The organism is Luteibacter sp. dw_328, assembly GCF_018449605.1.
In the GTDB taxonomy this organism is placed as follows: Bacteria; Pseudomonadota; Gammaproteobacteria; order Xanthomonadales; family Rhodanobacteraceae; genus Luteibacter.
Genome location: NZ_JAAVUW010000006.1, coordinates 1 through 25,258, shown reverse-complemented (window position 1 = coordinate 25,258; position 25,258 = coordinate 1). Strand labels below are relative to the sequence as shown.

Sequence of the window (25,258 nt, the reverse complement as noted above, 5' to 3'; positions counted from 1 at the left end):
CCAGGGTCGGTCAGTCGTTCATTCCGGCCAGTGCTTCGCGAATGCGCGCGAGGCGCTGCTCGATGCGCGGACGAAGGCGACCCTGTTCCGCGGCGTTGCGTTCGTTGAGCTTCTCCATCGCCATTTCCAGGCTGCCCATTTCGATGAGCAGATCGTGGTGGCGAATCATGGGTTCGTTAGTGGACATGACAGCGTTCATGGCGTTCAGCCCCTTCCCTCGGTGGTCACGATGCTGCAATGCATCGGCCGTGCCACACGTTTCACCGCGCGATAAAATGTGCGCTGGATCACACAGGGTCTCGCTCCGCAGGAGAAACTGACGTACTGCGTCACCAATTGCCGAAATCGAGCACTTCGTTGACGAAAAAGTCACACACAGTTCATTCGTTCGGTGTAGTGTTCAATTCAACGAAAAAAAGCCGAGGCGTTGGCCTCGGCTCTTCGTGCCAGTCACTCGGTTTCTGGCGCCCGGCAGCACGGTCATCCTGGATTCCCCCTGTTCCTGAGACCGCCGGGCGCCAGATCTCATTCGATAAACCGAATGGGGCATCCTTGCCCACATCCCGCTTCCTTCTCCCGGCACACGACCAAACCCCTGTCGTTCGGTCTCGGCGCGCGTGTGATCGCGCAGCGTCTGCCCGGGTGAAGTGCACGGAATAGCAAGCACAAGCCATGCCAGAACCTGCCGAAGGCGAACCGCGTTGCAACGCAGCGCGGTTCGTCCGGCAGGCGTAAAATGGCGGCCTTGGCCCTACGCCCGAAACCCTGACCATGCTGCATACAGAAACCTACGACGTGATCGTGGTCGGTGGCGGACACGCCGGCACCGAAGCCGCGCTCGCGTCCGCGCGCGCCGGCGCCCGCACCCTGCTGCTCAGCCACAACATCGAAACGATCGGCCAGATGAGCTGCAACCCGGCCATCGGCGGCATTGGCAAGGGGCACCTGGTCAAGGAGATCGACGCCCTCGGTGGCGCCATGGGCCGTGCGGCGGATCGCGCCGGCATCCAGTGGCGCACGCTCAATGCGTCCAAGGGCCCGGCCGTCCGCGCGACACGCTGCCAGGCCGACCGCTCGCTCTACAAGGCGGCGATACGGCTCATGGTGGAAACGCAGCCCAATCTCGTGCTGTTCCAGCAAGCCGTCGAAGACCTCATCCTCATCGACGGTCGCGTCGCCGGCGTGCGTACCCAGATGGGCCTCGACTTCCACGCCCCCGCCGTCGTGCTGACCGCAGGCACCTTCCTTGCCGGCAAGATCCACATCGGTTCGGCGCAATACGCCGGTGGCCGGGCGGGCGATCCGCCGGCGTCGACGCTCGCCGCGAAGCTGCGCGAGTTGCCGGTCGCCGCCGACCGCCTCAAGACGGGTACCCCGCCGCGCATCGACAGCCGCAGCATCGACTTCTCGGTACTCGAGGAGCAACCGGGCGACGACCCGATGCCGCACTTCTCGTACATGGGCTCGGCAGCGGAACACCCGCGGCAGGTGAGTTGCTGGATCACCCACACCACCGAAGCCACCCACGACCTGATCCGCGGCTCGCTCGATCGGTCACCGCTGTATAGCGGACAGATCGAAGGGGTCGGCCCACGTTATTGCCCGTCGATCGAAGATAAGGTGGTCCGCTTCGCCGACAAGACCTCGCACCAGATCTTCGTCGAACCGGAAGGCCTCGACACCTTTGAGATCTACCCCAACGGCATTTCCACCTCCCTGCCCTTCGACATCCAGTACGCGCTGGTGCGGTCCATCCCCGGTTTCGAGCGCGCGCACATCACGCGCCCGGGCTACGCCATCGAATATGACTACTTCGATCCGCGAGGCCTGCATCCGTGGCTGGAAACCAAGGGCATTCCCGGGCTGTATTTCGCCGGGCAGATCAACGGCACGACCGGTTACGAAGAGGCCGGCGCGCAGGGGCTCATCGCCGGCATGAATGCCGCGCTTGCCGTGCGCGGCGAGACGCCGTGGTACCCGCGCCGCGACGAGGCCTATATCGGCGTCCTCATCGACGACCTCACGACGAACGGCACGATTGAGCCGTATCGCATGTTCACCTCGCGCGCCGAGTATCGCCTGCACCTGCGCGAAGACAACGCCGACCTCCGACTGACGCCACACGGTTACGCGCGCGGCGTTGTCCCGGAGGAACGCTTCCGTCGTTTCGAGGCCAAGCGCGACGCGGCCGAGCGCGAAACCGCGCGCCTGCGCGGCATCTGGGCGGCGCCGACCAATGCGCTGGGCGCCGCTATCGAGCGCTCGCTCGGTATCGCGGTCAGCCGCGAAACGCACGCCCTGGACCTGCTTCGTCGGCCCGAACTCAACTACGCCACCCTCACCAGCGTGCCCGAACTGGGACCCCCGGTGGACGACGCCGAAGTCGCCACGCAGGTGGAGGTGCAGGCGAAGTACTCCGGCTATCTGGAGCGCCAGCGCGACGAGATCGAGCGTCAGCGCCGACATGAGGCCACGGCGATTCCCGAAGGTTTCGACTACGACCGCGTGCGAGGACTCTCCGCTGAGGTATTGCTCAAGCTGAAGCGGACACTTCCCGTCACTATCGGCCAGGCATCGCGTATCAGCGGCGTGACCCCGGCAGCGATCTCGCTGTTGCTGGTGCACCTGAAGCGCCGCGCCGCGTAGGCGCATGTGCCAACCAGCAGGCGGCGGTGCGCTGGTCCATCTGGCATCATCGGCGATAGTCAGTGCATCAGTGAAAAGGTAGGCCATGCAAGTCTGGATCGGACGTAACGGTGAGCGCTTTGGTCCCTACACGGACGACGAAATCCGTCAGTGGCTGCGTGAAGGCACCTGCCGCGCCGACGAACTCGGCTGGTACGACGGCATGGTCGACTGGCGTCCGCTGGGGGAGCTGTTCCCGGACGAGCGCCCCGCCGCCGCCGAGGGCGTCCCACCCATGCCGCCGTCTCCGCCGCCCTTCCTGGGCGTCACCGACGTGGCCACGCCCGAATACGCCGGCTTCTGGCTGCGCTTCGGCGCTTGGGTGATCGACTACCTCATCCTCATCGTGCCGTTCACCTTCATCGCGCTGGGCATGGGGCTCAGCGCCATCGCGACCAGCTTCATGGAGCAGATGAAGACCGACCAGGTCGCGGCGCTGCAGGCCTATGGCGAGGCCATGCTGCCGATCACCTACGTGCTGATGGTCGTCGGCTTCGTGTACTACACCCTCTTCGAGGCTTCGAAGTGGCAGGCCACCCCGGGGAAGATGGCCGTCGGCATCCGCGTCACCGACACCGAGGGCAAGCGCATCTCGCTCGCCCGCAGTGCCGGCCGCAATGCCGTACGCCTGACCAACGTGCTGCGCTTTCCGGTGCCGCTTCCGCTGATCTGCTACGTGGTCGCCGCCTTCACCCAGCGCAAGCAGGGCGTGCATGACCTCCTGGCCAAGACCTACGTATTGACGGGTCGTACGGACCAGGCCACGGCGCCGGTCGCCGCGCCACGCCATGGCGATAGCGGCCGCTTCGACGCCTGATCGCCCTGCCCGCCCCGGCCTCCCGGCCGGGGCCTCGCCTGTGCTTGCTATCATCTACGGCTCGAACCGACGTTTCGGCCGGCCGAGCAACGCACAGGAACCACATGCAGAGCATCGAACAACGAATTGCCCAGGACATCGCCGCGAAGCCCGAACAGGTGCGCGCAGCGGTGGAACTTCTCGACGGCGGCGCCACCGTGCCGTTCATCGCCCGCTACCGCAAGGAAGTGACCGGCGGTCTGGATGACATTCAGCTGCGTCTGCTCGAAGAGCGACTGCGCTACCTGCGCGAGCTCGAAGACCGCCGCGCTGCCATCCTCGACAGCATCGTCGAACAGGGCAAGATGACCGACGCCCTCAAGGCGGATCTGCTCAGCGCCGACACCAAGGCGCGTCTGGAGGATCTCTACCTCCCGTTCAAGCCCAAGCGCCGCACCAAGGCCCAGATCGCCCGCGAAGCCGGCCTGGAGCCGCTCGCGCTCGGCCTGCGCGAAGACCCCACGCAAGACCCGGAAACGTTCGCTGCGGGCTTCGTCGACGCCGATAAGGGCGTTGCCGACACCAAGGCCGCCCTGGACGGCGCGCGCGCCATCCTCATGGAGTCCATCGCGGAAGATGCCGCGCTCGTCGGCGAACTTCGTGACTGGCTGTGGGAAAAGGGCCAGATCCGCGCCGTCGTCGTTGCCGGCAAGGAGAATGAAGGCGCCAAGTTCCGCGACTACTTCGACCATAGCGAAGCCGTGTCGAAGATCCCGTCGCACCGCCTGCTCGCGCTGATGCGCGCACGCAACGAAGGTGTGCTCGAGATCGACCTCAACCCCGGCACCGACGCCGACCAGGGCCATGCCGAGGGCGAAGGCCGTGTCGCCGCGCGTGCCGGTATCGTCAACCGAAACCGCGCTGCCGATGCCTGGTTGCGCGAAACCGTGCGGCTGACCTGGCGCGTGAAGCTGCATCTCCACCTCACGCTCGATTTGTTCGGCCGCGTGCGCGAAGGCGCCGAGGACGAAGCCATCCGCGTGTTTGGCGACAACCTGAAGGATCTCCTGCTCGCCGCACCCGCTGGCGCGAAAACCGTGATGGGCCTCGACCCGGGCATCCGCACCGGCTGCAAGCTGGCCATCGTGGATGCCACCGGCAAGCTGGTCGCGTTCGATACGATCTACCCGCACGAACCGCGCAACCAGTGGGATCAATCTGTGGCGCGCATCGCGCAGCTGAGCAAGCAGCACGGCGTGAACCTCATCGCCATCGGCAACGGCACCGCCTCGCGCGAGACCGACAAACTCGCGGCGGAAGTCATCAAGAAGCACGCCGACCTCAACCTGTCCAAGGTCGTCGTCAGCGAAGCAGGCGCGTCGGTTTACTCCGCATCCGAGTTGGCCTCCAAGGAGTTCCCGGACGTCGACGTGTCGATCCGCGGCGCCGTTTCCATCGCGCGCCGCCTGCAGGATCCGCTGGCCGAGCTGGTGAAGATCGAACCCAAGGCCATCGGTGTCGGCCAGTACCAGCACGACGTGAACCAGGTGAAGCTCGCGCGTGCCCTGGACGCCCGCGTCGAAGACTGCGTGAACGCGGTCGGCGTCGACGTCAACACGGCATCGGCACCCTTGCTCACACGCGTGGCCGGCCTGTCCAGCAGCGTCGCGGAAAACGTCGTCAAGCACCGCGATGCCAACGGTCCGTTCCCCAGCCGCAAGGACCTGCTCAAGGTGCCTCGCCTCGGTGACAAGGCCTTCGAACAGTGCGCGGGATTCCTGCGCATTTCCGACGGCAGCAATCCGCTGGATGCCAGCTCCGTGCATCCGGAGGCGTACCCGGTGGTCGAGCGCATCCTCAAGCAGTGCGGTCGCGAAGTGAAGCAGGTGATCGGCGATACGTCCTTCCTTCGCGGCCTCAAGCCCGAAGACTTCACCGACACGACCTTCGGCGTGCCGACCGTGCGCGACATCCTCAAGGAACTCGAAAAGCCCGGTCGCGATCCGCGCCCGGAGTTCGTCGCGCCCAGCTTCGCCGAAGGCGTCGAGGACCTGAAGGACCTGAAAGTCGGCATGGTGCTCGAAGGCCGCGTGACCAACGTTGCCGCGTTCGGTGCCTTCGTCGATATCGGCGTCCACCAGGACGGCCTGGTTCACGTGTCCGCGCTGTCGCACACCTTCGTCAAGGATCCCCGTGATGCGGTGAAGGCCGGCGACGTGGTCAAGGTCAAGGTCATGGAAGTGGACCTGCCCCGCAAGCGTATCGCCCTCACCATGCGCCTTGACGACGTGCCCGGTGAAGCCCGCGGTGGCCGCCCGGCACAGCCGAACGATGGCGCGGCCGGTGGTGGTGGTGGTGGTGGTGGCGGAAATCGTCGCGGTGGTCAGGGCGGCGGCAGCCGTCCGCCGCAGCCGCCCAAGCCCGCCGCCGCACCGGCGAACAGCGCCTTTGCCGACGCGTTCTCGCGCGCCCAGAAGAAATAAGGCGACGCTTCCACCGGGCGGGGAGCGCCCGGTGGAAGCGCACTTATTCGGCAACTTCCGAGAAATTTCTTAACGCCCACGGCTTCTCCCGCTCAGGTAGGAGCCGATTCATCGGCGAAAGGGTGCTCGCCACAAGCTGGCCCGCTGCCGCGGGATCGCCGATGAATCGGCTCCTACATTTCACAGCCACGACCTGCGTGGCTGCTGGTGCGGCGGCGCAGCATGCGCCGGCGTATGGCTTCCATTACCGTAACGTTTCTCTAACGCCCCACACACGGAGTGATCTACATGCGTATTCGCTATCTTGCCGGTGCCATTGGTACGGCCCTTCTGTTCAGTGCCGGGGCGCACGCCGACGGGTTCAACCAGGTCGTTTCGTTCGGCGACAGCCTGAGCGATAGCGGCAACGTCTCCATTCTGTCCGGCTCACCGGTCATTTCCCGCTTCACGACCAATCCGGGCTCGACCGCCGTCGAGAACATCGCGAAGTACTTCAATCTCTCGCTGAACCCGTCGCTGGCCGGCGGCACCGATTACGCTTTCGGTGGCGCCCGCGCCACCATCCCGAACCCGGTTCCGGGTACGGGCGCGCAGATCCAGCAGTACCTGACCTCGACCGGCGGCAAGGCCGACCCGAACACGCTCTACACCATGTGGATCGGCGCCAACGACCTTCTCGCCGCGACCGCCAACCCGGCTACCGCGCAGGTTGTCGTCGCCACCGCCGCGTCGCAGGAAGTCGGCCAGATCAAGGCGCTGCAGGCCGCCGGCGCGAAGACCATCGTCGTCTTCAACCTGCCGGACGTCGGCAAGACGCCTGCCGCCATGTCGCAGGGCGCCGCTGCTTCGGCAGGCATCACCCAGCTTACCCAGGTCTACAACGGCATCCTCTCTGGCGGCCTGGCCTCGGCCCAGCGCGGCATCGTGCCGATCGACACCTACGCGCTGCTCAACGAAGTCATCGCCAGCCCGAGCACCTACGGCTTCAGCAACGTCACGGTGCCGGCCTGCACCACAGCCAGCTCGATCACCTGTACGCCGGCAACGCTGCGCGATCCGAATGCTGCGTCGACCTACCTGTTCGCCGACGGCATCCATCCGACGACGGCCGCACACGCCCTGCTCGGCCAGTACGCCCTCTCGATCATCGAAGCACCGCAGAAGATCTCGCTTCTGGGCGAAGCCGGCCTCGCCACGAGCGAAGCGCACACCCGCGTGCTGCGCAACCAGATGATGGCCGACAACTTCGGTGCTGGTACGCGCGTCTTCGCCTCGGCCGAATATGGCCAGCAGACGTTCAAGAGCGGCGACACCTCACCGAAGACCGACAGCGACAACGTCAACCTGACCATCGGTGCCGACGCCAAGGTCAATGAGAACATCTCGGTGGGCGTCGCCATGGGCGTGGCCTCGACCAATGCCGATTTCTCCGGCGGTGGCGGTTACAAGATGACCGATCTCGCCGGCTCGGGCTACGCGTTCTACCACGCCGGTGGCGGCTACGTCGGTACCTTCCTCAGCTTCGGCCAGCTGAGCTTCACCGACATCGACCGTCGCATCGACCTGGGTGCCGCGCGTCGCACGGAAACGGGCAAGGCTGACGGTTCGCACGTCGGCGGTGGCCTGCAGGGCGGCTGGTGGTTCGGTAGCGAGACGCTGAAGACCGGCCCGTTCGTCAGCCTCACCTTCGAACAGCTGAAAGTCGACGGCTATAACGAGTACGGCGGCGACAGCACCGCGATGAACTTCGGCAAGCAGACCCGTAACTCGCGCATCGCCACCGCCGGCTGGCGCGTGCAGGGTTCGTGGCAGTCCGGTAACACCGTGCTGCACCCGTTCGCAGAAGTGGCTTATAACCGCGACGGTCGTGCCGACGCCCGTTACATCGATGCCGGGCTCATGAGCATGAGCGGCAGCTTCGAGCTGCAGGGCTTCACGCCCGATAAGACCTGGGCCACAGCGGACCTCGGCGTCACCGCCGACCTCAACCAGACCTGGAGCGCTTGGGCTGCCTACAGCGGCCGTTTCGCCGACAAGACGCAGCGAGACAACAGCCTGAATCTCGGCGTGAAGATGGCATTCTGATCAAGCCGACCAAGGGGATCCCTACGTGGGATTCCCTTGGCGCTCTGTGTGGGAGCCGCTTCAGCGGCGAAAAAAAACGCCGGCGCAAGCCGGCGTTTTTTGTCTTCGCGAGTAGTGCGAATTACTTCTTGCCGTTACCGCCGGCCTTCGCGTACATCGCTTCGGCCTGCTTGCGCAGATCGTTGGCGGCGTCGTCGGAGAGGACGTCGGTCTTGCTGCCGGCCTGGTTTTCCTTCAGGACCAGCTCACCGGCATCGTTCCAGCCTGCGCGCTCGGTCGAGGTCGGCTTGCCGTCCTTGCTCGGCTTCTTCTCCTGGATGACGACCCAGGGCTTGCCGTTCTTGTAGGCGAAGTCGGTAGCAGTGAAGCCCTTGTCGCCGTAATCGACGAGTTCGCGCACGAACTGGACGTCGTTACCCTTCTTGAAGATCTGCCAGCCATGGGACTCGCCGTCTTTCAGCGCCGTGCCCTGGGTGACCTTCATGCCGCCGATGTTCTTCTTGACGCTGTTGAAGCCGTTGAGCTCCTTCTCGCCCGGCGTGGCTTCGCCGACCAGCTGGATGTTCGCGACGTTCTTCGCGCCCTTGGTCAGGACCGGGGTCTTCAGCGGCGACGAGTAATGACGATCACCGTCCTGCAGGGACACCTCAACGATGTACATGTCGTTCGGATTGAGGTCCGTGGCATTGAAGTCGAGCTGGAACTGCGCCGGCAGGGTCACCGGGGCGATCGTCTTGGTCGCCAGCGGCTGCGAGCCTTCGGCGGTCACGTCGATCAGCTTCAGGTCGAGCTTGGCGTCGGGCGAAAGCTGGGCGCCAGCATCACGCAGGGAAACACTGCCGGTAACGGCGTTGGCCGGGCCGGACGCCTCAGGCGTGCCACCCGCGGCCTGCTGGCCGTTATCGGAAGAGCCGCCGCAGCCGGCGAGGGCCAGTGCGGCCACGGATGCGAGCGACAAGAAAATCCTGCGCATGGTCGAACCTCGTAACGGAACGGAAAGAAGGACTGGGTCACGGAAGATACGCGCGCGCATGGCGCAAGACCTTCCGGGGGAACCTTGGAGCATACCGGCAAATGCGCCGCTGGAAAAGTCAAGGGTGAAAATCCCTAGGAATTCGTAACTGCGGGCCGGTTGGCAAGCTGGCAGTCAGAAATGCCGAAAATCGGCAAGCCCCTGATCGACAAACGGTTTGCGAACAGACCACTTATAAAAAAAAGGCCACCCGAAGGTGGCCTTTTTCCTGCGATCCAGGCCACCAACCCGAAGGCTGGTGGCTTCGATCCGACTTCGATGGATCAGAAGTCGTAGGTGATGCCGAAGCGAGCGTAACGCGGCGTCGACGAGAACACCGTCGCCTTGTAGTTCGACTCCGGAGCACCCGTGATACCGGCCTGCGGATAGATCTGCATCGTCTCGCGGCTGTTGAACACGTTGAACACCGTGATGTTGAACGCGAGCTTCTTGTCGGCCCACACCGGACGGTACTCGGCGCTCAGGTCGAACAGGTACAGCCACGGGGTGTGACCCATGGAGCCCGGCGACGACGGCTGACCGTAGCAGTAGTGATAGAAATCACCGTAGCCAACCGGATCGGACTCATCCGCACCGTACTGACCGAGGCACGACTTCGGAGCACCCGACGAGATCGACAGGTTGCCGGAGAGCAGGAACTCTTCCGTCAGCTGGTAGGAGCCATAGGCCTTGACCACGTGACGGCGGCTGTTGGACAGCTCGCCACCCGAGTATTCCATCAACTGCGGGAAGTCCCAGTCGACCGTCGCCGAGACGTCCTTCTGGTTGATGTCCGAGCGAACCTGGCCTTCCGAGTTGCCGTAGCTCTTCGAGTAGACGTAGTCGAGCTTGCCGTACCACTTACCATCGAACGGATGCTCGAGGTACATCTCGAGGCCGTAGTAGTTACGCTGCAGCTTCGGGAAGCCGAAGTCGCCATTCGACACGTTGGCCTGGTAGTAGCCGCCCTGCGTGTTCGGCACCAGGAACTGCGAAGCGCGGCCCGGGTTGAACAGGTAGCTACCCTGGATCGTACCGATCGTGGTCGGATCGACGCCCTGGTTGATCAGCGTCTGACGAATGATGTTGGAATCGCCAACGTCATCGATGGCGTTACGCAGCTTGCGCAGCGTAGCCTTCGCGCCGTAGACCCACTTGTCGCCCAGGGTCTTGTCGAAGCCGAGGATGAACTCATCCTGGTATTCCGACTTCAGGTTGCGCGAAGCAGCCGTGTTCGGATCACGCTGTACACCGTACTCGCCGTTGGCCGAAATCGGACCGCCGGTGGCACTCTGGATCGGGGTCAGGCCGGTCGGCTGGCCGAGCGAATCGATACCCGTGTAGGTGAAGTACTCGCGGGTGTAGAGCGACTGACCCGCCGAACGCAGGGCGACCGACGCCGGCATGGCGAGGTAGTAACGACCCGCATTGGCGTAGATCTTCAGGCTGGAGTCGCCGTTGACGTCCCAGGTGGCACCCAGGCGCGGCGCCCACTGCGGGCTACGCAGACGCAGGTAAGCCGAACCGTTGGTGTCGTAGTTGGTGAACTGGTCATTACGCAGACCGATCTTCACCAGCCAGCGGTCGTTGACCTGCCAGGAATCTTCGATGTACTGAGCGCGCTGCGTCGTGCGGACCGACGCCGTGGTGTTGTACTTGTACTTGTCGACGTAATAGCCGCCCGGACCCGGGTTGCCGACAAAGTCGCTGTCGCCCGGTGCGCCGACGATCGGCTTGCCTTCCGTACCCTGTGCGTAGACCCACGCATAACCCGGACCGGTCGTGTACTGACCATCGTCCTTGTCGCGGATGTTCTGGTTATCGATACCGCCGGTGATCGTGTGATCGCCGATGTGGTAGCTCAGATCGATGCGCAGGTTGGTGTTGGTCGACTTATGGTTCGGCGCAAACGTAAGGCTGGCCGGATTGTCGTTCGAAATGCCGCCGTTGCCGCCGTTGAGCGTCGGATCCTGGCTGTTCGGGCCGGAGATGTGCGGATTCGTCGACGACGACACGTCGGTGGAGTACGTGCCCTTCATCTTGCCGTAGAGGGCCGTCAGGGTCAGGTCGTCGGTGATGTAGCTGGTGAACTTGGCCGAGTACACATCTGCACCGGTCTTGTTCAACGTCGGGTTACCCGAGGTGTCCTTGCCGATGTACGCGCCGCGCTGCAGCGAGTCGTAGTCGAAAACGTACTGCGAAGCGTTGTAGCTCTGCTTGTTCGACGCACCGGTGACTTCGAGGATGTTGCTGTCGTTGATGTTCCAGTCGAGCTTGGCGTAATACTTCGGATTACGGTAGCTCTGGCTCTGGTAGGTCGGCGTGTCCTGGTTTTCGACGTTGGTCGCTTCGGTACGCTCCTGCTCAGCGGCGAGGAAGATGTACAGCTTGTCCTTGATCAGCGGACCACCGACGTAGGCCGACTCGACGGTGCGGGTCTGCTTGTCACGCTCGTTGTACTTGTAGATCTCGCCGGCGCTGGTGTTCGGGCCGCTGATCACATAGTGGTCGTTACCCGGTGCCGAGGCGGCGCCGTTCGGCTCCCAAAGGACCTGCGCACCGAAGTGCCATTCGTTCGTGCCGCGCTTACCGACCTGGCTGATCACGCCACCGGCCGAACGACCATAGGCCGCACCGTAACCGCCAGCGAGGATTTCCTGCTGGTCGATCGCGCCGTAAGGCAGGGTGATGCCGCCGAAGCCGCTGAGCGGATCCGTGGTGTTGAAGCCGTTGATGTAGTACGCGTTCTCGGTAACCGAGCCGCCAGCGATCGAGACCAGGCTGTTACCGGTCGGACCCTTGAAGTAACCGCTACCACCGACAGCACCCGGAGCCAGCAGCGCGATCGCTTCGGCAGTACGGGCGAGCGGAAGCTTGGCGAGCTGCTCGGAGGTGATGACCGTGCGCGAGTCGACCGTCGAGACGTCGACCGGCGGCAGGCTGTTGGCGGTGACCGTGACCGAGTCGAGCGACTGCGCCGAAGCGGCAGTTGCTGCGGCGGCGAACGAGACGTCCGAACCCTTGCCAACCGTCAGGCTGACGTTCTTGCGGGAATCGACGACGGCGCCGTTGCGCTTGAGGTCGACGTTGTACGTGCCGACGGGCACGTTGCTGATCTGGAAACGGCCGGACGCGTCAACCGGAATTTCGCGGTTGAAGCCGGTGTTGCCGGAGATCTGAACGGTGTCGCCCGGCTGGGCCGTACCGAAGATGTTACCGCTGGTGGCCTGGGCGAAAACGACGCCCGTGCTGCCCAGACCCATCGCGAGGGCAATAGCCAACGCCGAATGACGCAGGGCGGAACCCTGCCGGATGATGCGAGAACTCATGAGCAAATCTCCCCAGATCGACCCAACCGGGTCTGAAAACGAGCAAAAACCGACGCCAGGCCGGTAAAAAATTGGCGGCCTCGTCGGTGCTCGTTTCAAGGGGATGGAATCACCGCCACTCCTCCCAGAGTGACAAGCGCCCCCATAAAAACTGCTCCCGACAAGTCCTACGACTCTTACTGAACGGGAGCAGCATCACAGTTTGTGAATGCCCCGCCCAGATTCGTCGATGCCGAACATAGGCTTAGGGGGCTTGTCGTGTCAACAAAATATTTACAACGGCACACTGTCTACGTAACGCTTGGGAGAGCGCTATCTAACGATGAAATCCTTATCTGACAAGCACCTGCCTCAAAAAGGCCACCGGGAAGCCCGGTGGCATCTGGGGAGACGCTTGGCATTCCGGTCCGTGGATGCTTTGTTCTGATGGCTCGTTTGTTTTTATTCCGGTGAAGGCCACCGGGGCGGATCGCCCCGGTGGCGATGTCATCAGAAGTCGTAGGAGATACCGAAACGAGCGTAGCGCGGCTGCGTCTGGTAGATCGGCACGTTGTAACGCGGATTCACGCTATCCGTGCTGCCGTACTGCGGGAACGTCTGCGTTGCCTTGCGCTGGTTGAGCAGGTTGAACACCGTGACGTTGAAGGCCAGCTTCTTGTCTGCCCACTCCGGACGGTATTCGATGCTGCCAGTAAGGATGTAGGTCCAGGGGTTGTGACCCGCCTTGCCCGGCTGCGACGGCTCGCCGTCACACCAGTGGTAGAACGAGCCGTAGCCGAGGTTCGGGTTGGTCTGGTCCGGACCGTAGAAGCCAAGGCAGCTCTTCGGGGTGCCCGATGCGATCAGGACGTTACCCGAGGCCAGCCATTCCGAGGAGATCTGGTACGAGCCGTACACCTTGAACTGGTGCTTGCGGCTGTTGGCCAGTTCGCCGTTGGAGTACTGCATCACTTCCGCGTAGTCCCAGTCGACCGTCGCCGAGACCGTATCCTGGCGGATGTCCGAACGGACCTGGCCTTCGGAGTTGCCGTAGCTCTTCGAGTACAGGTAATCGAACTTCACCTGGTACTTACCGTCCCACTGGTGCTCGAGGAACATTTCGAGACCGTAGTAGTTGCGCTTGGAGTGCGGGAAGCCGAAGTCGTCGTTGGTCATCTTGACGCTGTAGAAGCCGCCGGCCGTGTTCGGCACCAGGAAGGTGTTCGCGCGACCCGGGTTGAACAGGTAGCTGCCCTGGATCTCGCCGATGGTGTCCGGATCGATACCGCTGGCGACCATCTTGCGCTCGATGGCATCGGCGTCGCCGACGTCGTCGATGGCGTTGCGCAGCTTGCGCACCGTGGCCTTGGCGCCGTAGGTCCAGCCGGCCCATGCCTGGGCATCGAAGCCGAGGATGAACTCATCCTGGTATTCCGACTTGATGTCGGTACCGGCAGCCGTCTTCGGGTCGCGGGCAATACCGTACTCGCGGTTGGCCGAAATCGGACCGCCGGTGCTGCTGGCGATAGGGGTCAGGCCCTGGGGGATGCCGTTGGCATCGATGCCCGTGTAGTTGTAGTACTCGCGGGTGTACAGCGAAGCACCGGCCGAACGCAGCGCGACGCTTGCCGGCAGCGCGAGGTAGTAACGACCCGCGTTGGCGTAGATCTTCAGGCTGGAATCGCCGTTGACGTCCCAGCTGACGCCCAGGCGCGGGGCCCACTGCGGCTTCTTCAGACGCAGATAGGCTTCGCCATTCTGGTTGTAGTTGGTGAACTGGTCGTTACGGACACCGGCCTTCACCAACCAGCGATCGTTCACCTGCCAGGTGTCTTCGATGTACTGGGCGCGCTGCGCGGTACGGACGGACGCCTGCGTGCTGTAGATGTAGCGGGCAACGTAGTAACCCTGGCCGCCCGGCGGAGCAACGTACGCGCTGTCAGTCGGCAGCTTGCCGATGATCGGCTTGCCCGGGTCGGTTTTGCTGTATTCCCAGGCATAGCCGGGGCCCGACGTGGTCAGACCGTCGTTGTTGTCGCGGACGTTCTGGTTATCCATACCGGCGACGATCGTGTGGTCACCGATGTGGTAGCTCAGGTCGACGCGGAAGTTCGTATTGGTCGACTTGTGCTTCGGGTCGTTGACGCGTGCGCTCGGGTTGCCGTTTGTGATCGTGCCGTTGGGCGTGTAGGCCGGATTCTGGTTGCCTGCCGTGAGAATCGACGGGTTCGTGACATCCAGGCCGGGCGCGGTGTAGTACGTGCCCTTCATCTTGCCGTACAGCGCGGTGACGGTGAGGTCATCGGTGATGTAGCTGGTGAACTTGGCCGAGTAAAGGTCCGCACCGGACTTGTTCGGCGGCACGCCAGCCACGTCCGGACCGGTATACGCACCGCGAAGGCCGGTCGCATACGAGTACTTGTAGACCGACGCGTTGTATTCCTGCTTGTTCTGCGCACCGGTGATTTCAAGAATGTTGCTGTCGGTGATGTTCCAGTCGACCTTGGCGTAGATCTTGGGATTCTTGTAGTTCGTCTTGTAGACGAAGGGCGCATCGCGATTGGTGATCTGCTGACCTTCGCGCTTCTCCTGCTCTGCGGCAAGGAAGATGTACAGGGTGTCCTTGATCAGCGGACCACCGGCATACGCGGCGTACGTCGTGCGCCAGGTCTTGTCGCTGCGGTTGTTGTCATAGAACTGACCGGCGTTCGGGCCGATCTGGCGGTAGTAGTTGTACTGGTCGGCCTTGGTGCCGTTCGGCTCCCACAGCACCTGTGCACCGAAATGCCACTCGTTGGTACCACGCTTGCCGACCTGGCTGATCACGCCACCCGCGGAACGGCCGTACGCGGCGCTGTAACCACCGGCGAGGACTTCCTGCTGGTCGATCGCACCGTACGGCAGGGTGATGCCACCGAGGCCGCTGAGCGGATCGGTCGTGTTGAAACCGTTGATGTAGTACGCGTTCTCGGTGACGGCACTGCCGGCGATCGAGACCAGGGCGTTACCGGTCGGGCCGGTGAAGAACGAGCTACCGGCGACAGCGCCCGGTGCAAGCAGGGCGATCGCTTCAGCGCTGCGGCCCAGCGGCAGCTTGGCGAGCTGCTCGGAGGTGATGACGGTGCGCGAGTCGACCGCGCTGACGTCGATCGACGGCAGGGCGTTGGCCGAAACGGTGACGCCTTCGAGGCTGGACGCCTGGGCGGCAGAAGCGGCGGCGCCCGCGAAGGCGACTTCCGTACCGGAGCCGACACGCAGGGTGACGTTCGAACGCGAGTCGACGGCGGCACCGTCGCGGTTCAGGGTGACCTTGTAGTTACCCAGGGGCAGCGAGCCCACCGTGTAACGACCCGCCGAGTCGACGTTGACGGTGCGGCTGACGCCGGTGTCGCTCGTGACGGTGACGGTCTGGCCAGCGCCCTCGGGGGCCTGACCAAAGATGGAGCCGGTGGTCGCCTGGGCGAAAACAGCACCCGACACGGAACCCAGGCCGATGGCCAGGGCGAGCGCGGTGCGACGTCCCAGTGACGCTGCGCGGTATTGACGCGAATTCATTGAATGCTTCTCCCCGTTAAAATCCGCTATCGCAGGAACCTGCGATTAGCGACAAGCCGACCCCGGCCCGGCATACGCCAGGCTCTGGTTTGAATCGGCAGTAAAATGCCCCTCTAAACAACATGATCCAACCTGCGATCACGCTCCCCGAACTATCGCCCGTGGAGGCGACGCGACACATATACGTAAGGTTTCACGAGTAAGCAATGCGAAATTTTTACATTCCATAAACATGTTGTAGCAATTACTTACGCGACAGTGTGCTAAGCGCGAAAAATCTTGCGCTTTACCAGCAGGTTACGGAGGGGTTTCATTTGCTCTCACGAAAACTAGGACTTCGGCCTAGGAAACATTCCTAGGTAAAAAGCTTCATACCAAAGGGTTAGGCTCGTCTACTCAACGGGTTATGCGACGCCTGGAACATCCGCGCGGTACCGTGGAGTCCCTCAAACTTACGAAACTTCTCAGCCGAAAGGCTTTCGAAGGGGAATCGCTGTACACCGATTACGAGGTTCGCGCGTTTGTTCGCGAAATCGCCGGGGGGCGGCCTGTAGAAAACAACGAGGTTCCATGCGCATGAATGACAATTCGAGGGGATCCGTCCTGGCTGATGCCGCCATGGGCGGCCTGGATAACAGCCGTGGAGATGCCAGCGTACCGGCCTCTTCATTCGCCAGCCGCGTTCGCGCGGTCATCAAGATCTCGGGCAGTGTCAGTGAGATCGCCCGCCGTTGCGGGTTCTCGGAAGGTGTCGTACGTAGTTGGCGCGACGGCAATACCGACCCGTCGCGCGGCCGTTGCGTGACCATGGCCAAGACCCTGGGCCTTTCGCTGGTGTGGCTGGCAGCGGGCGAAGGCCCGATGATGCTGGACGGCTCGGGCGATGACCCGGCGACCCGCACCGAGACGTCGGAGTCGATGCGTGGACGCGAAGGCAGCCACCATGCCGTCGGCCAGCCGGCGACGGCACTCGACGCATCGCGCCTGGCGGCAGCGATGAAGCTACTGCAGTCGGATATCGAGATGACGGGAAGCCGTTTCTCGCCGGTGCGCCACGCGGACCTGGTTGCGGAGATGTACGCCATCCTCGCCCGCTCGAACGAGGGCGACTATGCCGATCGTATGATTGCCTTCCGCCGCACCCTGATGTCGCGTATCCAGGACGACAAGGGCGCCGCGGCGGCCTGATCAGCCGGATACGGCAGCCGCTCCCACCACACCTGCTAAGGCAGGCAGGGTGGGAGGCAGCACGGTCGGATCAGAGGCGGGAGATATCGGCGATGGCGCCGAAGGTCGCTTTGAGCTGTGCAAGCAGCGCGAGGCGGTTTGCGCGCACCGCCGGATCTTCGGCGTTCACGAGCACGTCGTCGAAGAACCGGTCCACGGGTGCCTGAAGCGCCGCCAGGCGCTCCAGAGTGCCGGTGTAGTCGCCTGCCGCGAGCAGGCCTTGCGACTCCGCCCGGGCAGCCGCCAGAGCAGCATATAGTTCGCGCTCGGCGTCGAACTCGAAGTACCCGGCGTCGACCGTCGTCGGAATGGGCGCGGCATCGGCCTCTTCGGCCTGCTTGCGCAGGATGTTGGCCACGCGCTTGTTCGCGGCCGCCAGGCTGGCGGCCTCGCTGCGGCGTGCGAACTCACCCACCGCGCGCAGGCGCCGATCGAAGTCGGGCAGCGTAGCCGGAGCCACGGCAAGCACGGCTTCAAACTGGTCCGTCGAAAAGCCCTGGTCGGCGTAATAGCCGCGCAGGCGCTCGAGCACGAAGGCCTGCACTTCGTCGCCCAACTCGCGACGACGTGCACCGACATCGACCACTGGGACCTTGCCGTCTTTGCCCGGCTTCACACCTGCCAGCAGGGCCGTCTCCGGAATCATCTCCAGGGCCTCGGTCAGGGTGGCGCGCAACTCGATGTCCAGGCCACCCTCGATCAGGGTACGAGCCAGGCCCAGCGCGGCGCGGCGCAGGGCGAAGGGATCCTTGTTGCCGCTGGGCTTCATGCCCACGGCGAAGATGCCTGCCAGCGTGTCCAGGCGCTCGGCAACGGCCAGCACCTGGCCGACCTTGCCAGCAGCGATGGCGTCGCCACCGAAGCGGGGCTGGTAGAAACTGTCCAGCGCATCCGCCACGTTCGCGTCGATACCCTGCCGGGAGGCGTAATAGCGACCCATCACGCCCTGCAGTTCGGGGAACTCTCCAACCATGCGGGTGAGCAGGTCGCACTTGGAGAGGGCCGCGGCGTGCGTGGCCTGCCCGGCATCGACACCGACACGGTTGGCGATCACCCGGGCCAGTTCCGCCACGCGGACGGTCTTGTCCCAGAGGCTACCCAGCGATTGCTGGTAGGTCACGTTCTTCAGACCTTCCTGGTAGTCCGCCAGGGGGGACTTCAGGTCTTCGTCCCAGAAGAACTTGGCGTCCGCGAAGCGCGGGCGGATGACCCGCTCGTAGCCCTTGCGGATCTCGGCCGGGTCCTTGCTCTCGATATTGGCCACGCCGATGAAGTGCTCGGTGAGGCGACCCTCGGTATCGAACACCGGGACGAACTTCTGGTTGGTCTCCATCGTGGTGACCAGGGCTTCCGGCGGCACGTCGAGGAAGGCGCGTTCGAACGTGCAGGCGATGCCGACCGGCCATTCCGTGAGATTGGCAATCTCGTTGAGCAACCCGTCCGACAGGCTGGGCACGCCGCCGGTGGCCACGCGGGCGACTTCGTCGCGTACGCGCTGGCGGCGCTCGGCAGGGTCGGCGAGGACGTGCGCGTGGCGCAAGGCGTCCAGCCAGCTGTCCGCGTCGGCAACGTGGATCGGCTTGGGATGGTGGAAGCGATGACCGTTGCTGAGGCGACCACTGGTCAGGCCAAGGATCTGGCCTTCGACGATGTCCGCGCCATGCAGCATCAGCAAGGTATGGACCGGACGCACGAAGCTGTCGTCGCGATTGCCCCAACGCATGGCCTTCGGGATCGGCAGGGCCTTCAGCGATTCAGTGACGATCTCCGGCAGCAACGCAGCGGTCGGCTGCCCGGCCTTCACGGCCCGGAAAACGAACCAGGCGCCCTTGTCGGTCTCGAGTTTTTCCAACGCCGATACATCGACGCCGCAGGACTGCGCGAAGCCGACCAGGGCCTTGCTCGGCTCACCATCCGCGCCAAGGCTGGCGGCAACGGCGGGGCCACGGCGTTCGACGGTCTGTTCGGGCTGCGCGACGGCGACATCGGCGATATGCACAGCGAGGCGGCGGGGCGATGCATACGCCTTCGCCGACGCGTAGTCGGCGGCCACACCGCGCTTTTCCAGACCCTCCACGACGCCGCGCGCGAACGCGGCGGCGAGGTCGTCGAGAGCCTTCGGCGGCAGTTCTTCGGTGCCCAGCTCGATGACGAGCGGCAGGCGCTTATCGGCCATGGACGGCCTCCTTGTGTTTCTTCAGGCCGGGAAAGCCGAGCTTCTCGCGCTGTGCGACGTAAGCCTCGGCCACGGCGCGGGCCAGGGTGCGGACGCGCAGAATGTAGCGCTGGCGCTCGGTCACGCTGATGGCGCGACGCGCATCGAGCAGGTTGAACGCATGACTGGCCTTGCAGACCTGCTCATAGCCCGGCAGCGGAAGGCCCGCGGCGATCAGCTTGGCGGCTTCGCCTTCGCATACGTCGAACCAATGGAACAGTTCGGCCACGTTGGCGTATTCGAAGTTGTAGGTGCTCTGCTCCACCTCGTTCTGGTGGAACACGTCACCGTAGGTGACCACGCCGTGCGGCGCGTGCGTCCAGACGATGTCGTAAATGCTGTCGACGTTCTGCAGGTACATCACCAGGCGCTCAAGACCGTAGGTGATCTCGCCGGTGACGGGACGGCATTCGAGGCCGCCGGCCTGCTGGAAGTAGGTGAACTGCGTCACCTCCATGCCATTGAGCCAGACTTCCCAGCCCAGACCCCAGGCGCCCAGCGTCGGCGATTCCCAGTTGTCTTCGACGAAACGCAGGTCGTGGACCAGCGGGTCGATGCCCAGCGCCTTCAGCGAGCCGATGTAGAGCTCGATGATGTCGTCCGGGTTCGGCTTGAGCACTACCTGGTACTGGTAGTAGTGCTGCAGTCGGTTGGGATTGTCGCCATAGCGGCCATCCGTCGGGCGACGGCAGGGCTGCACGTAGGCGGCTGCCCAGGGCTCGGGTCCGAGCGCACGAAGGAAGGTCGCCGGGTGGAAGGTTCCCGCGCCTACCTCGGTATCGAGGGGCTGGACCAGCACGCAGCCCTGGTCCGCCCAATAGCGGTTCAGGGTCTGGATCACGTCTTGGAAAGTGGGCGCGGACATGGTTCCCGAGTCCTTGATAAAGCGGGCTAGTATAGCGGCGTGGGATTCACACAGGGTCGCAAGCGATGGTAGTCAATCCGCAACTTGGCGCACTCCTGGGACGCCGTGGCCGCCTCGAACTCGACGAGGTGCTGGCCTCCCTGGTGGTCGACGGCTACCTGACCGGGGAAGATGCCAAACGCGTCCGCATGGGGTCCAGGAGCGGCAAGACCGCGATCGAGCTCCACCCGCTCGTGGTCGTCGCCAACGCGAAGCCGGTGAACCGTCGTGAGGACGGACGCCCCCTGAGCCTTGAAGGTCTCATGGAATGGGTCGCCGCCAAGGCGGACCTGCCCTATCTGAAAATCGATCCGATGAAGGTCAACGTGGCCCAGGTCACCCAGGTGGTCAGCAGCGCGTATGCGCAGCGCCACCGCATCCTGCCGGTGTCCTCCACGACCAGCGAAGTGGTGTTTGCCACGGCGGAACCCTTCGACGCCGGATGGGCTACCGACCTCGCCCACATGATTCGTCGCGACGTACGCCGCGTCGTCGCCAGCCCGATCGACATCAACCGCTACCTGCTCGAGTTCTACGGCGTGCAGCGATCGATCCAGCTGGCCCAGGACGCCAAGGGCATCGGCGACACCTCCAAGATCATCAACTTCGAACAGTTGGTCGAGCTGGGCAAGGGTGGCGAACTCGGTGCCGACGACCGGCATGTCGTGCACATCGTCGACTGGCTGTTGCAGTACGCCTTCGAGCAGCGCGCTTCCGACATCCACCTCGAACCGCGTCGCGATGCCGGCCAGATGCGCTTTCGCATCGATGGCGTGATGCAGAAGGTGTTCGAACTACCGCCACCGGTGATGACCGCCGTCACCTCTCGCATCAAGATCCTCGCTCGCATGGACGTCGCTGAAAAGCGCCGCCCGCAGGACGGCCGTATCAAGACGCGTTCGGCCGGTGGGCGTGAGGTCGAGCTGCGTATCTCGAGCATGCCGACGGCATTCGGCGAAAAGATCGTCATGCGTATCTTCGATCCCGACCTGGTGATGAAGGACTTCGCGCAGCTCGGCTTCTCGGAAGAGGAAGGCCTGCTCTGGCGCGGCATGGTCGAGCGGCCTCATGGCATCGTGCTGGTCACCGGCCCGACGGGTTCGGGCAAGACCACCACGCTCTATTCAACGCTCAAGCATCTGGCCAAGCCGGAATTGAATGTGTGCACGGTGGAAGACCCGATCGAAATGGTCTCGCCGGAACTGAACCAGATGCAGGTGCAGGCCTCGATCGACCTGGATTTCGCCGCAGGTGTTCGCACCCTGCTGCGACAGGATCCGGACATCATCATGATCGGCGAGATCCGCGACCTCGAGACCGCACAGATGGCGGTGCAGGCATCGCTCACCGGTCACCTGGTGCTGTCGACGCTGCATACGAATGACTCGCCAAGTGCGGTGACGCGCCTGCTCGACCTGGGCGTGCCGCACTACCTCATCCAGTCCACGCTCACCGGCGTGGTCGCCCAGCGCCTGGTGCGTACGTTGTGCCCGCACTGCAAGCGGGCAACGACGCAGGATCCTGACGAATGGCGTGCCGTCACGCATGGCTGGGACATTCCCGTGCCCGAGCGCGTGTTCGAATCGGTGGGTTGCCTGGAGTGCCGGAAGACCGGCTTTCTCGGTCGTACCGGCATCTACGAAATGATGCCCGTCTCGTCGCGGTTGCGTGGCCTCATCTCCGCCGAACTGGACCTTTCGCGCCTGGGTGCCGCCGCCCTGCGCGACGGGATGAAACCGTTGCGCATCTCCGCGGCGGCGCAGGTTGCCGCCGGCGTCACGACGGCGCGCGAAGTCCTCAACGTCCTTCCGCCCACCGATATCGACGATACAATTTCCCCATGAAACCCCTACTCATCGTGCGTACCGGCCGCGCACCCGACGTGATCAGCGCACGTCACGGCGACTTCCCTCGTTGGTTCCAGCTTGGCCTGCGTCTTCGCGCGACACACCTGCGCATCATCGATGTCGAGCAAGGCGATCGACTCCCCGAGCCCGGTGAGTGTGCCGGCGCGGTGATCACCGGTTCCGCATCGATGGTGACCGAACGACTGGCGTGGAGCGAACGCACGGCCGGCTGGATCCGGAATGCGATGGATGTCGACCTGCCGCTTCTGGGTGTGTGCTACGGGCACCAGCTGATGTCGCATGCGCTCGGCGGCCGTGTCGACTACCTTCCCGGCGGGCGCGAAATGGGTACGGTGAGCCTCACGACGCTAACGGAGCGCGCGGCCGACGAATCACTCGGTGCCTCGCTGCCGGAAAGATTCCACGCCCATGCCACTCACGAACAGAGCGTGATGGAGCTCCCGCCGGACGCCATCGCCCTTGCGCGCTCTGAACGCGATCCGCACCATCTGGTCCGTTACGGAAAGCACGCGGTCAGTACGCAGTTCCACCCGGAATTTTCCGCCGAAGTGATGCGCGCCTACATCCGGCGCAAGCACGACGTGCTTCGTGACGAAGGCCAGGCGCCGGACGACATGCTGGCCGCCGTCGTGGCGACACCCGTGGCCACCCGGTTGCTGCGTCACTTCGTGCGCGAGCACCTGCACGCGCCGCGCGAGATGTCAGCCGCGTAAGCGGCGCACAATGGCCCCGCGCGAAAACAACGCGAAGACGATGCCGAAGACAAAGCCGCCGATGTGGGTCCACCACACGACGGCGCCATAGCTCGCGCCCGCATAACTGAAGAGCAGCTGCACCAGCGCCCAGATGCCGATGAGTACGAATGCCGGCACGCGCACGAACTCGAGGAAGAGGCCCAGAGGAAGCACGAGGCCGAGCTTCGCCCGCGGAAACAGCGTCACATAAGCACCCACCACGGCGGATACGGCTCCGCTGCATCCGACGATCGGCACACCGGTTCCGGTCAACGAAATGGCACCGATCAGGTTCGCCACCACGCCGCCGAGCAGGAAGAGCAGGAGAAAGCGCGGGGAGCCGAGGCTTCGTTCGGCGGGCAGGCTAAAAATGACGAGGAAGAGCAGGTTGCTGACCAGATGCAACCAGCCGCCGTGGATGAATATCGCCGTGAACAGCCGCAGAAGCGCGGGATCGCTGAGCTGCTGCCACAGGGGCAGTCCAGTGCTGAGCAGGTGAGCCGGCACGGTGCCCCAGCGCCGCATGACCGCCAGACGCTCGTCCAACCCGCTCAGGGCCAGCGCGACGAAACACACCACGCAGACGATGACGATGAGGATCGTGGCCCAGCACAGGCGCGAGCGCCTGCGCGTGTCGACATGGACGAACATGCTCAAGGCACGCCGCGGGCGAGATGCGGCCCTTCTGCTTCCAGCGACGACAGCGCGAACATCGTTTCGGGGCCCACGACGCCATCGGCCGCAATGCCGAACCGCTGCTGCAGGTTTCGGACCCGCGCCTCCACCGTCCGATCGAAGGTCGTCGACGGCGATGAACCGCCAGGATTGGCCTCGGGCGGAAGGCGACCAAGCAGCCAGTGCATGCCATCGCCAGCGTCGCCACGAGTCAATTTTCCGGGCATGGCGGGGTCGACACGGAACACGGCATAGAAGCGACCGTTCCATACACGTTCGAAGACGTCACGGGTCAGTTCGACGTATTTGCCGCCCAGATAGAGCCGGATGGCCTGGTCGCCCGCACCGACCAGAAGCACCTGCTGCCTGGCGTGAGCGTCGTCGAGTTCGAGCACGATCGGCCGGTCGAAACGGCGCAGCTGGTCGAGTGAACCCCGCCCGCTGACGCAGGCAAAGCCAGGGAAAATGACCGCATCGCAGTTCATCGCATTGGCGACCGAGGTGTCCTTCGATCCGACCTGCCATCGTGCGAGCAGCTCCCCCCAGACCCTCACCTTCCCCACATCCGCTGCGGGCAAGGCATCACTCAGTTTCGCCAGCGCTTGCTCGGGGGTCACCGTGACAAGGTTCTTCGGCCGCGAGGGACTGCGCCCGGACAGGAACCATGTCGCGGCACCGCCGACGAACAGGATGGCCAGCATGGCGCCCACCGCAAGGAGGGGTTTCCGATAGCGACGGAGCCAGTACCGAGCATGTTGCGGCAGCACCTCTCGGGCGACGAATCCGAGCGCCCGCTCGCCTATCGACTGTTCGCCCCGCTCAGCTGCGCGCTCGAGGGCACGGTGTGCCAACGCGTTGAGGCGGCGAGGGTTGCCTTTGCCATCGTCGCGAAGCGTGCGCAGGCCGAGACGGCTGAAAGGCATGTGGGTCGTGCCTGCGACGTGGAGCCGGTGACGAACATAGCGCTCGCTCTCATCACCACTCAACACCGGCATGGGCATACGGCTGCGCACATGAGCCGCGATCGATGGCGCCGACGGGCCGGACAGTCGTTCGCGCAGTGCCGGCAGACCCGCGAGCAGGATGTGGAAAGGTGCGTCGACGTTCTCGCAGGCGAGGAGCAAGCGCTCGACGATCGCCAGATCGTCATCGGCAAGCTGATCGGCGTCATCCAGGATCAAGAGGTACCGGTGGTTGCCGTGTTGGGAAATCCTCCCGAGACCGGCAGCGAGCCCATCGACCAGATGGTCTTCCGTGTTGGCCTCGGCACTCAGGGGTAACGGCAACCCGAACCCCGCATACATGGCGCGCAGCCACGCTACCGTTTCCAGCGCATAGTCACCGGCAGCCTGACGAACGGCGCGCACCCCGTGGTTGGGTGCATCCGCTTCCACCAACAGGCAAAGCAGGCTCTTGCCGACACCAGCCTCGCCTGTCACGAGAGTCACGCTGGAGGTCGTCGATGTCAGCTCATATTCGACATGCGCGAGAATTTCCCGCTCGCGTGCGAACAGGCAGGCAAAGCGCGGATCCGGTGCGTCGCCAAATGGCAGCTCGCGCAGCCCGAAGGTCTGTAAGTACATGAGCCTAATGTAGCCGATTGGCCCCGGCCGTTGGCCCCTGTAGGAGCCGATTCATCGGCGATCCCGCGGCAGCGGGCCGGGTGCCGCAATCTGGTTATCGCCGCTGAAGCGGCTCCCACAGGGGCCGG

General features: G+C 64.1%; 15 protein-coding genes. 7 read left to right on the top strand and 8 right to left on the bottom strand.

The annotated features are described in order from the left end of the window. Positions 1–10: 10 nt before the first annotated feature. On the bottom strand, positions 11–187 hold the full coding sequence (locus HB634_RS15140; RefSeq protein WP_213949151.1) for a hypothetical protein: 177 nt from the start codon (positions 185–187) through the stop codon (positions 11–13). A gap of 584 nt (positions 188–771) precedes the next feature. Between HB634_RS15140 and mnmG the strand changes: the two genes are divergently transcribed. The 4 genes from mnmG to HB634_RS15120 all read left to right on the top strand — a co-directional run bounded on the left by mnmG (position 772) and on the right by HB634_RS15120 (position 8,049). Beyond that, on the top strand, positions 772–2,646 hold the full coding sequence (gene mnmG / locus HB634_RS15135) for a tRNA uridine-5-carboxymethylaminomethyl(34) synthesis enzyme MnmG (protein WP_213949150.1): 1,875 nt from the start codon (positions 772–774) through the stop codon (positions 2,644–2,646). A gap of 85 nt (positions 2,647–2,731) precedes the next feature. Further along, positions 2,732–3,502: an RDD family protein gene (locus HB634_RS15130; protein WP_213949149.1), complete on the top strand. Its 771-nt coding sequence runs from the start codon at positions 2,732–2,734 to the stop codon at positions 3,500–3,502. A gap of 104 nt (positions 3,503–3,606) precedes the next feature. Then, on the top strand, positions 3,607–5,964 hold the full coding sequence (locus HB634_RS15125; RefSeq protein ID WP_213949148.1) for a Tex family protein: 2,358 nt from the start codon (positions 3,607–3,609) through the stop codon (positions 5,962–5,964). A gap of 288 nt (positions 5,965–6,252) precedes the next feature. After that, positions 6,253–8,049, top strand: coding sequence for an autotransporter domain-containing protein (locus tag HB634_RS15120; protein WP_213949147.1), 1,797 nt, complete (start codon positions 6,253–6,255; stop codon positions 8,047–8,049). Positions 8,050–8,170: 121 nt separating this feature from the next. Here HB634_RS15120 and HB634_RS15115 read toward each other — a convergent pair whose 3' ends face one another. The 3 genes from HB634_RS15115 to HB634_RS15105 all read right to left on the bottom strand — a co-directional run bounded on the left by HB634_RS15115 (position 8,171) and on the right by HB634_RS15105 (position 15,924). After that, on the bottom strand, positions 8,171–9,022 hold the full coding sequence (locus HB634_RS15115; protein WP_213949146.1) for a YbaY family lipoprotein: 852 nt from the start codon (positions 9,020–9,022) through the stop codon (positions 8,171–8,173). 323 nt (positions 9,023–9,345) lie between these two features. Next, positions 9,346–12,390 (bottom strand): TonB-dependent receptor, encoded by a 3,045-nt coding sequence (locus HB634_RS15110; RefSeq protein ID WP_213949145.1) that lies wholly within the window; start codon positions 12,388–12,390, stop codon positions 9,346–9,348. A gap of 489 nt (positions 12,391–12,879) precedes the next feature. After that, positions 12,880–15,924, bottom strand: a complete 3,045-nt coding sequence (locus tag HB634_RS15105) for a TonB-dependent receptor (RefSeq protein ID WP_213949144.1) — start codon at positions 15,922–15,924, stop codon at positions 12,880–12,882. A gap of 576 nt (positions 15,925–16,500) precedes the next feature. Here HB634_RS15105 and HB634_RS15100 point away from each other — a divergent pair. After that, complete coding sequence (locus HB634_RS15100) at positions 16,501–17,112, top strand: helix-turn-helix transcriptional regulator (RefSeq protein ID WP_157504238.1); 612 nt, start codon at positions 16,501–16,503, stop codon at positions 17,110–17,112. 70 nt (positions 17,113–17,182) lie between these two features. Here the strand turns inward: HB634_RS15100 and glyS are convergent, their stop codons facing one another. Continuing rightward, positions 17,183–19,327 (bottom strand): glycine--tRNA ligase subunit beta, encoded by a 2,145-nt coding sequence (glyS, locus tag HB634_RS15095; protein WP_213949143.1) that lies wholly within the window; start codon positions 19,325–19,327, stop codon positions 17,183–17,185. Next, positions 19,317–20,231, bottom strand: a complete 915-nt coding sequence (gene glyQ, locus HB634_RS15090; RefSeq protein WP_063571110.1) for a glycine--tRNA ligase subunit alpha — start codon at positions 20,229–20,231, stop codon at positions 19,317–19,319. The genes glyS and glyQ overlap by 11 nt, the downstream gene beginning before the upstream one ends. Before the next feature lie 65 nt (positions 20,232–20,296). Between glyQ and HB634_RS15085 the strand changes: the two genes are divergently transcribed. Continuing rightward, positions 20,297–22,114 (top strand): GspE/PulE family protein, encoded by a 1,818-nt coding sequence (locus HB634_RS15085; RefSeq protein WP_213949142.1) that lies wholly within the window; start codon positions 20,297–20,299, stop codon positions 22,112–22,114. After that, positions 22,111–22,851, top strand: a complete 741-nt coding sequence (locus HB634_RS15080) for a glutamine amidotransferase (RefSeq protein ID WP_063571108.1) — start codon at positions 22,111–22,113, stop codon at positions 22,849–22,851. Before HB634_RS15085 ends, HB634_RS15080 begins: the two co-directional genes overlap by 4 nt. Here the strand turns inward: HB634_RS15080 and HB634_RS15075 are convergent. Both HB634_RS15075 and HB634_RS15070 read right to left on the bottom strand, forming a co-directional pair. Then, positions 22,840–23,523, bottom strand: a complete 684-nt coding sequence (locus tag HB634_RS15075) for a rhomboid family intramembrane serine protease (protein WP_063571107.1) — start codon at positions 23,521–23,523, stop codon at positions 22,840–22,842. The two genes, HB634_RS15080 and HB634_RS15075, sit on opposite strands and share 12 nt — an antisense overlap. A gap of 2 nt (positions 23,524–23,525) precedes the next feature. Beyond that, positions 23,526–25,130 carry an ExeA family protein gene (locus HB634_RS15070; RefSeq protein WP_063571106.1) on the bottom strand — a complete coding sequence of 535 codons (1,605 nt, stop codon included), beginning with the start codon at positions 25,128–25,130 and terminating at the stop codon, positions 23,526–23,528. Positions 25,131–25,258 lie beyond the last annotated feature (128 nt).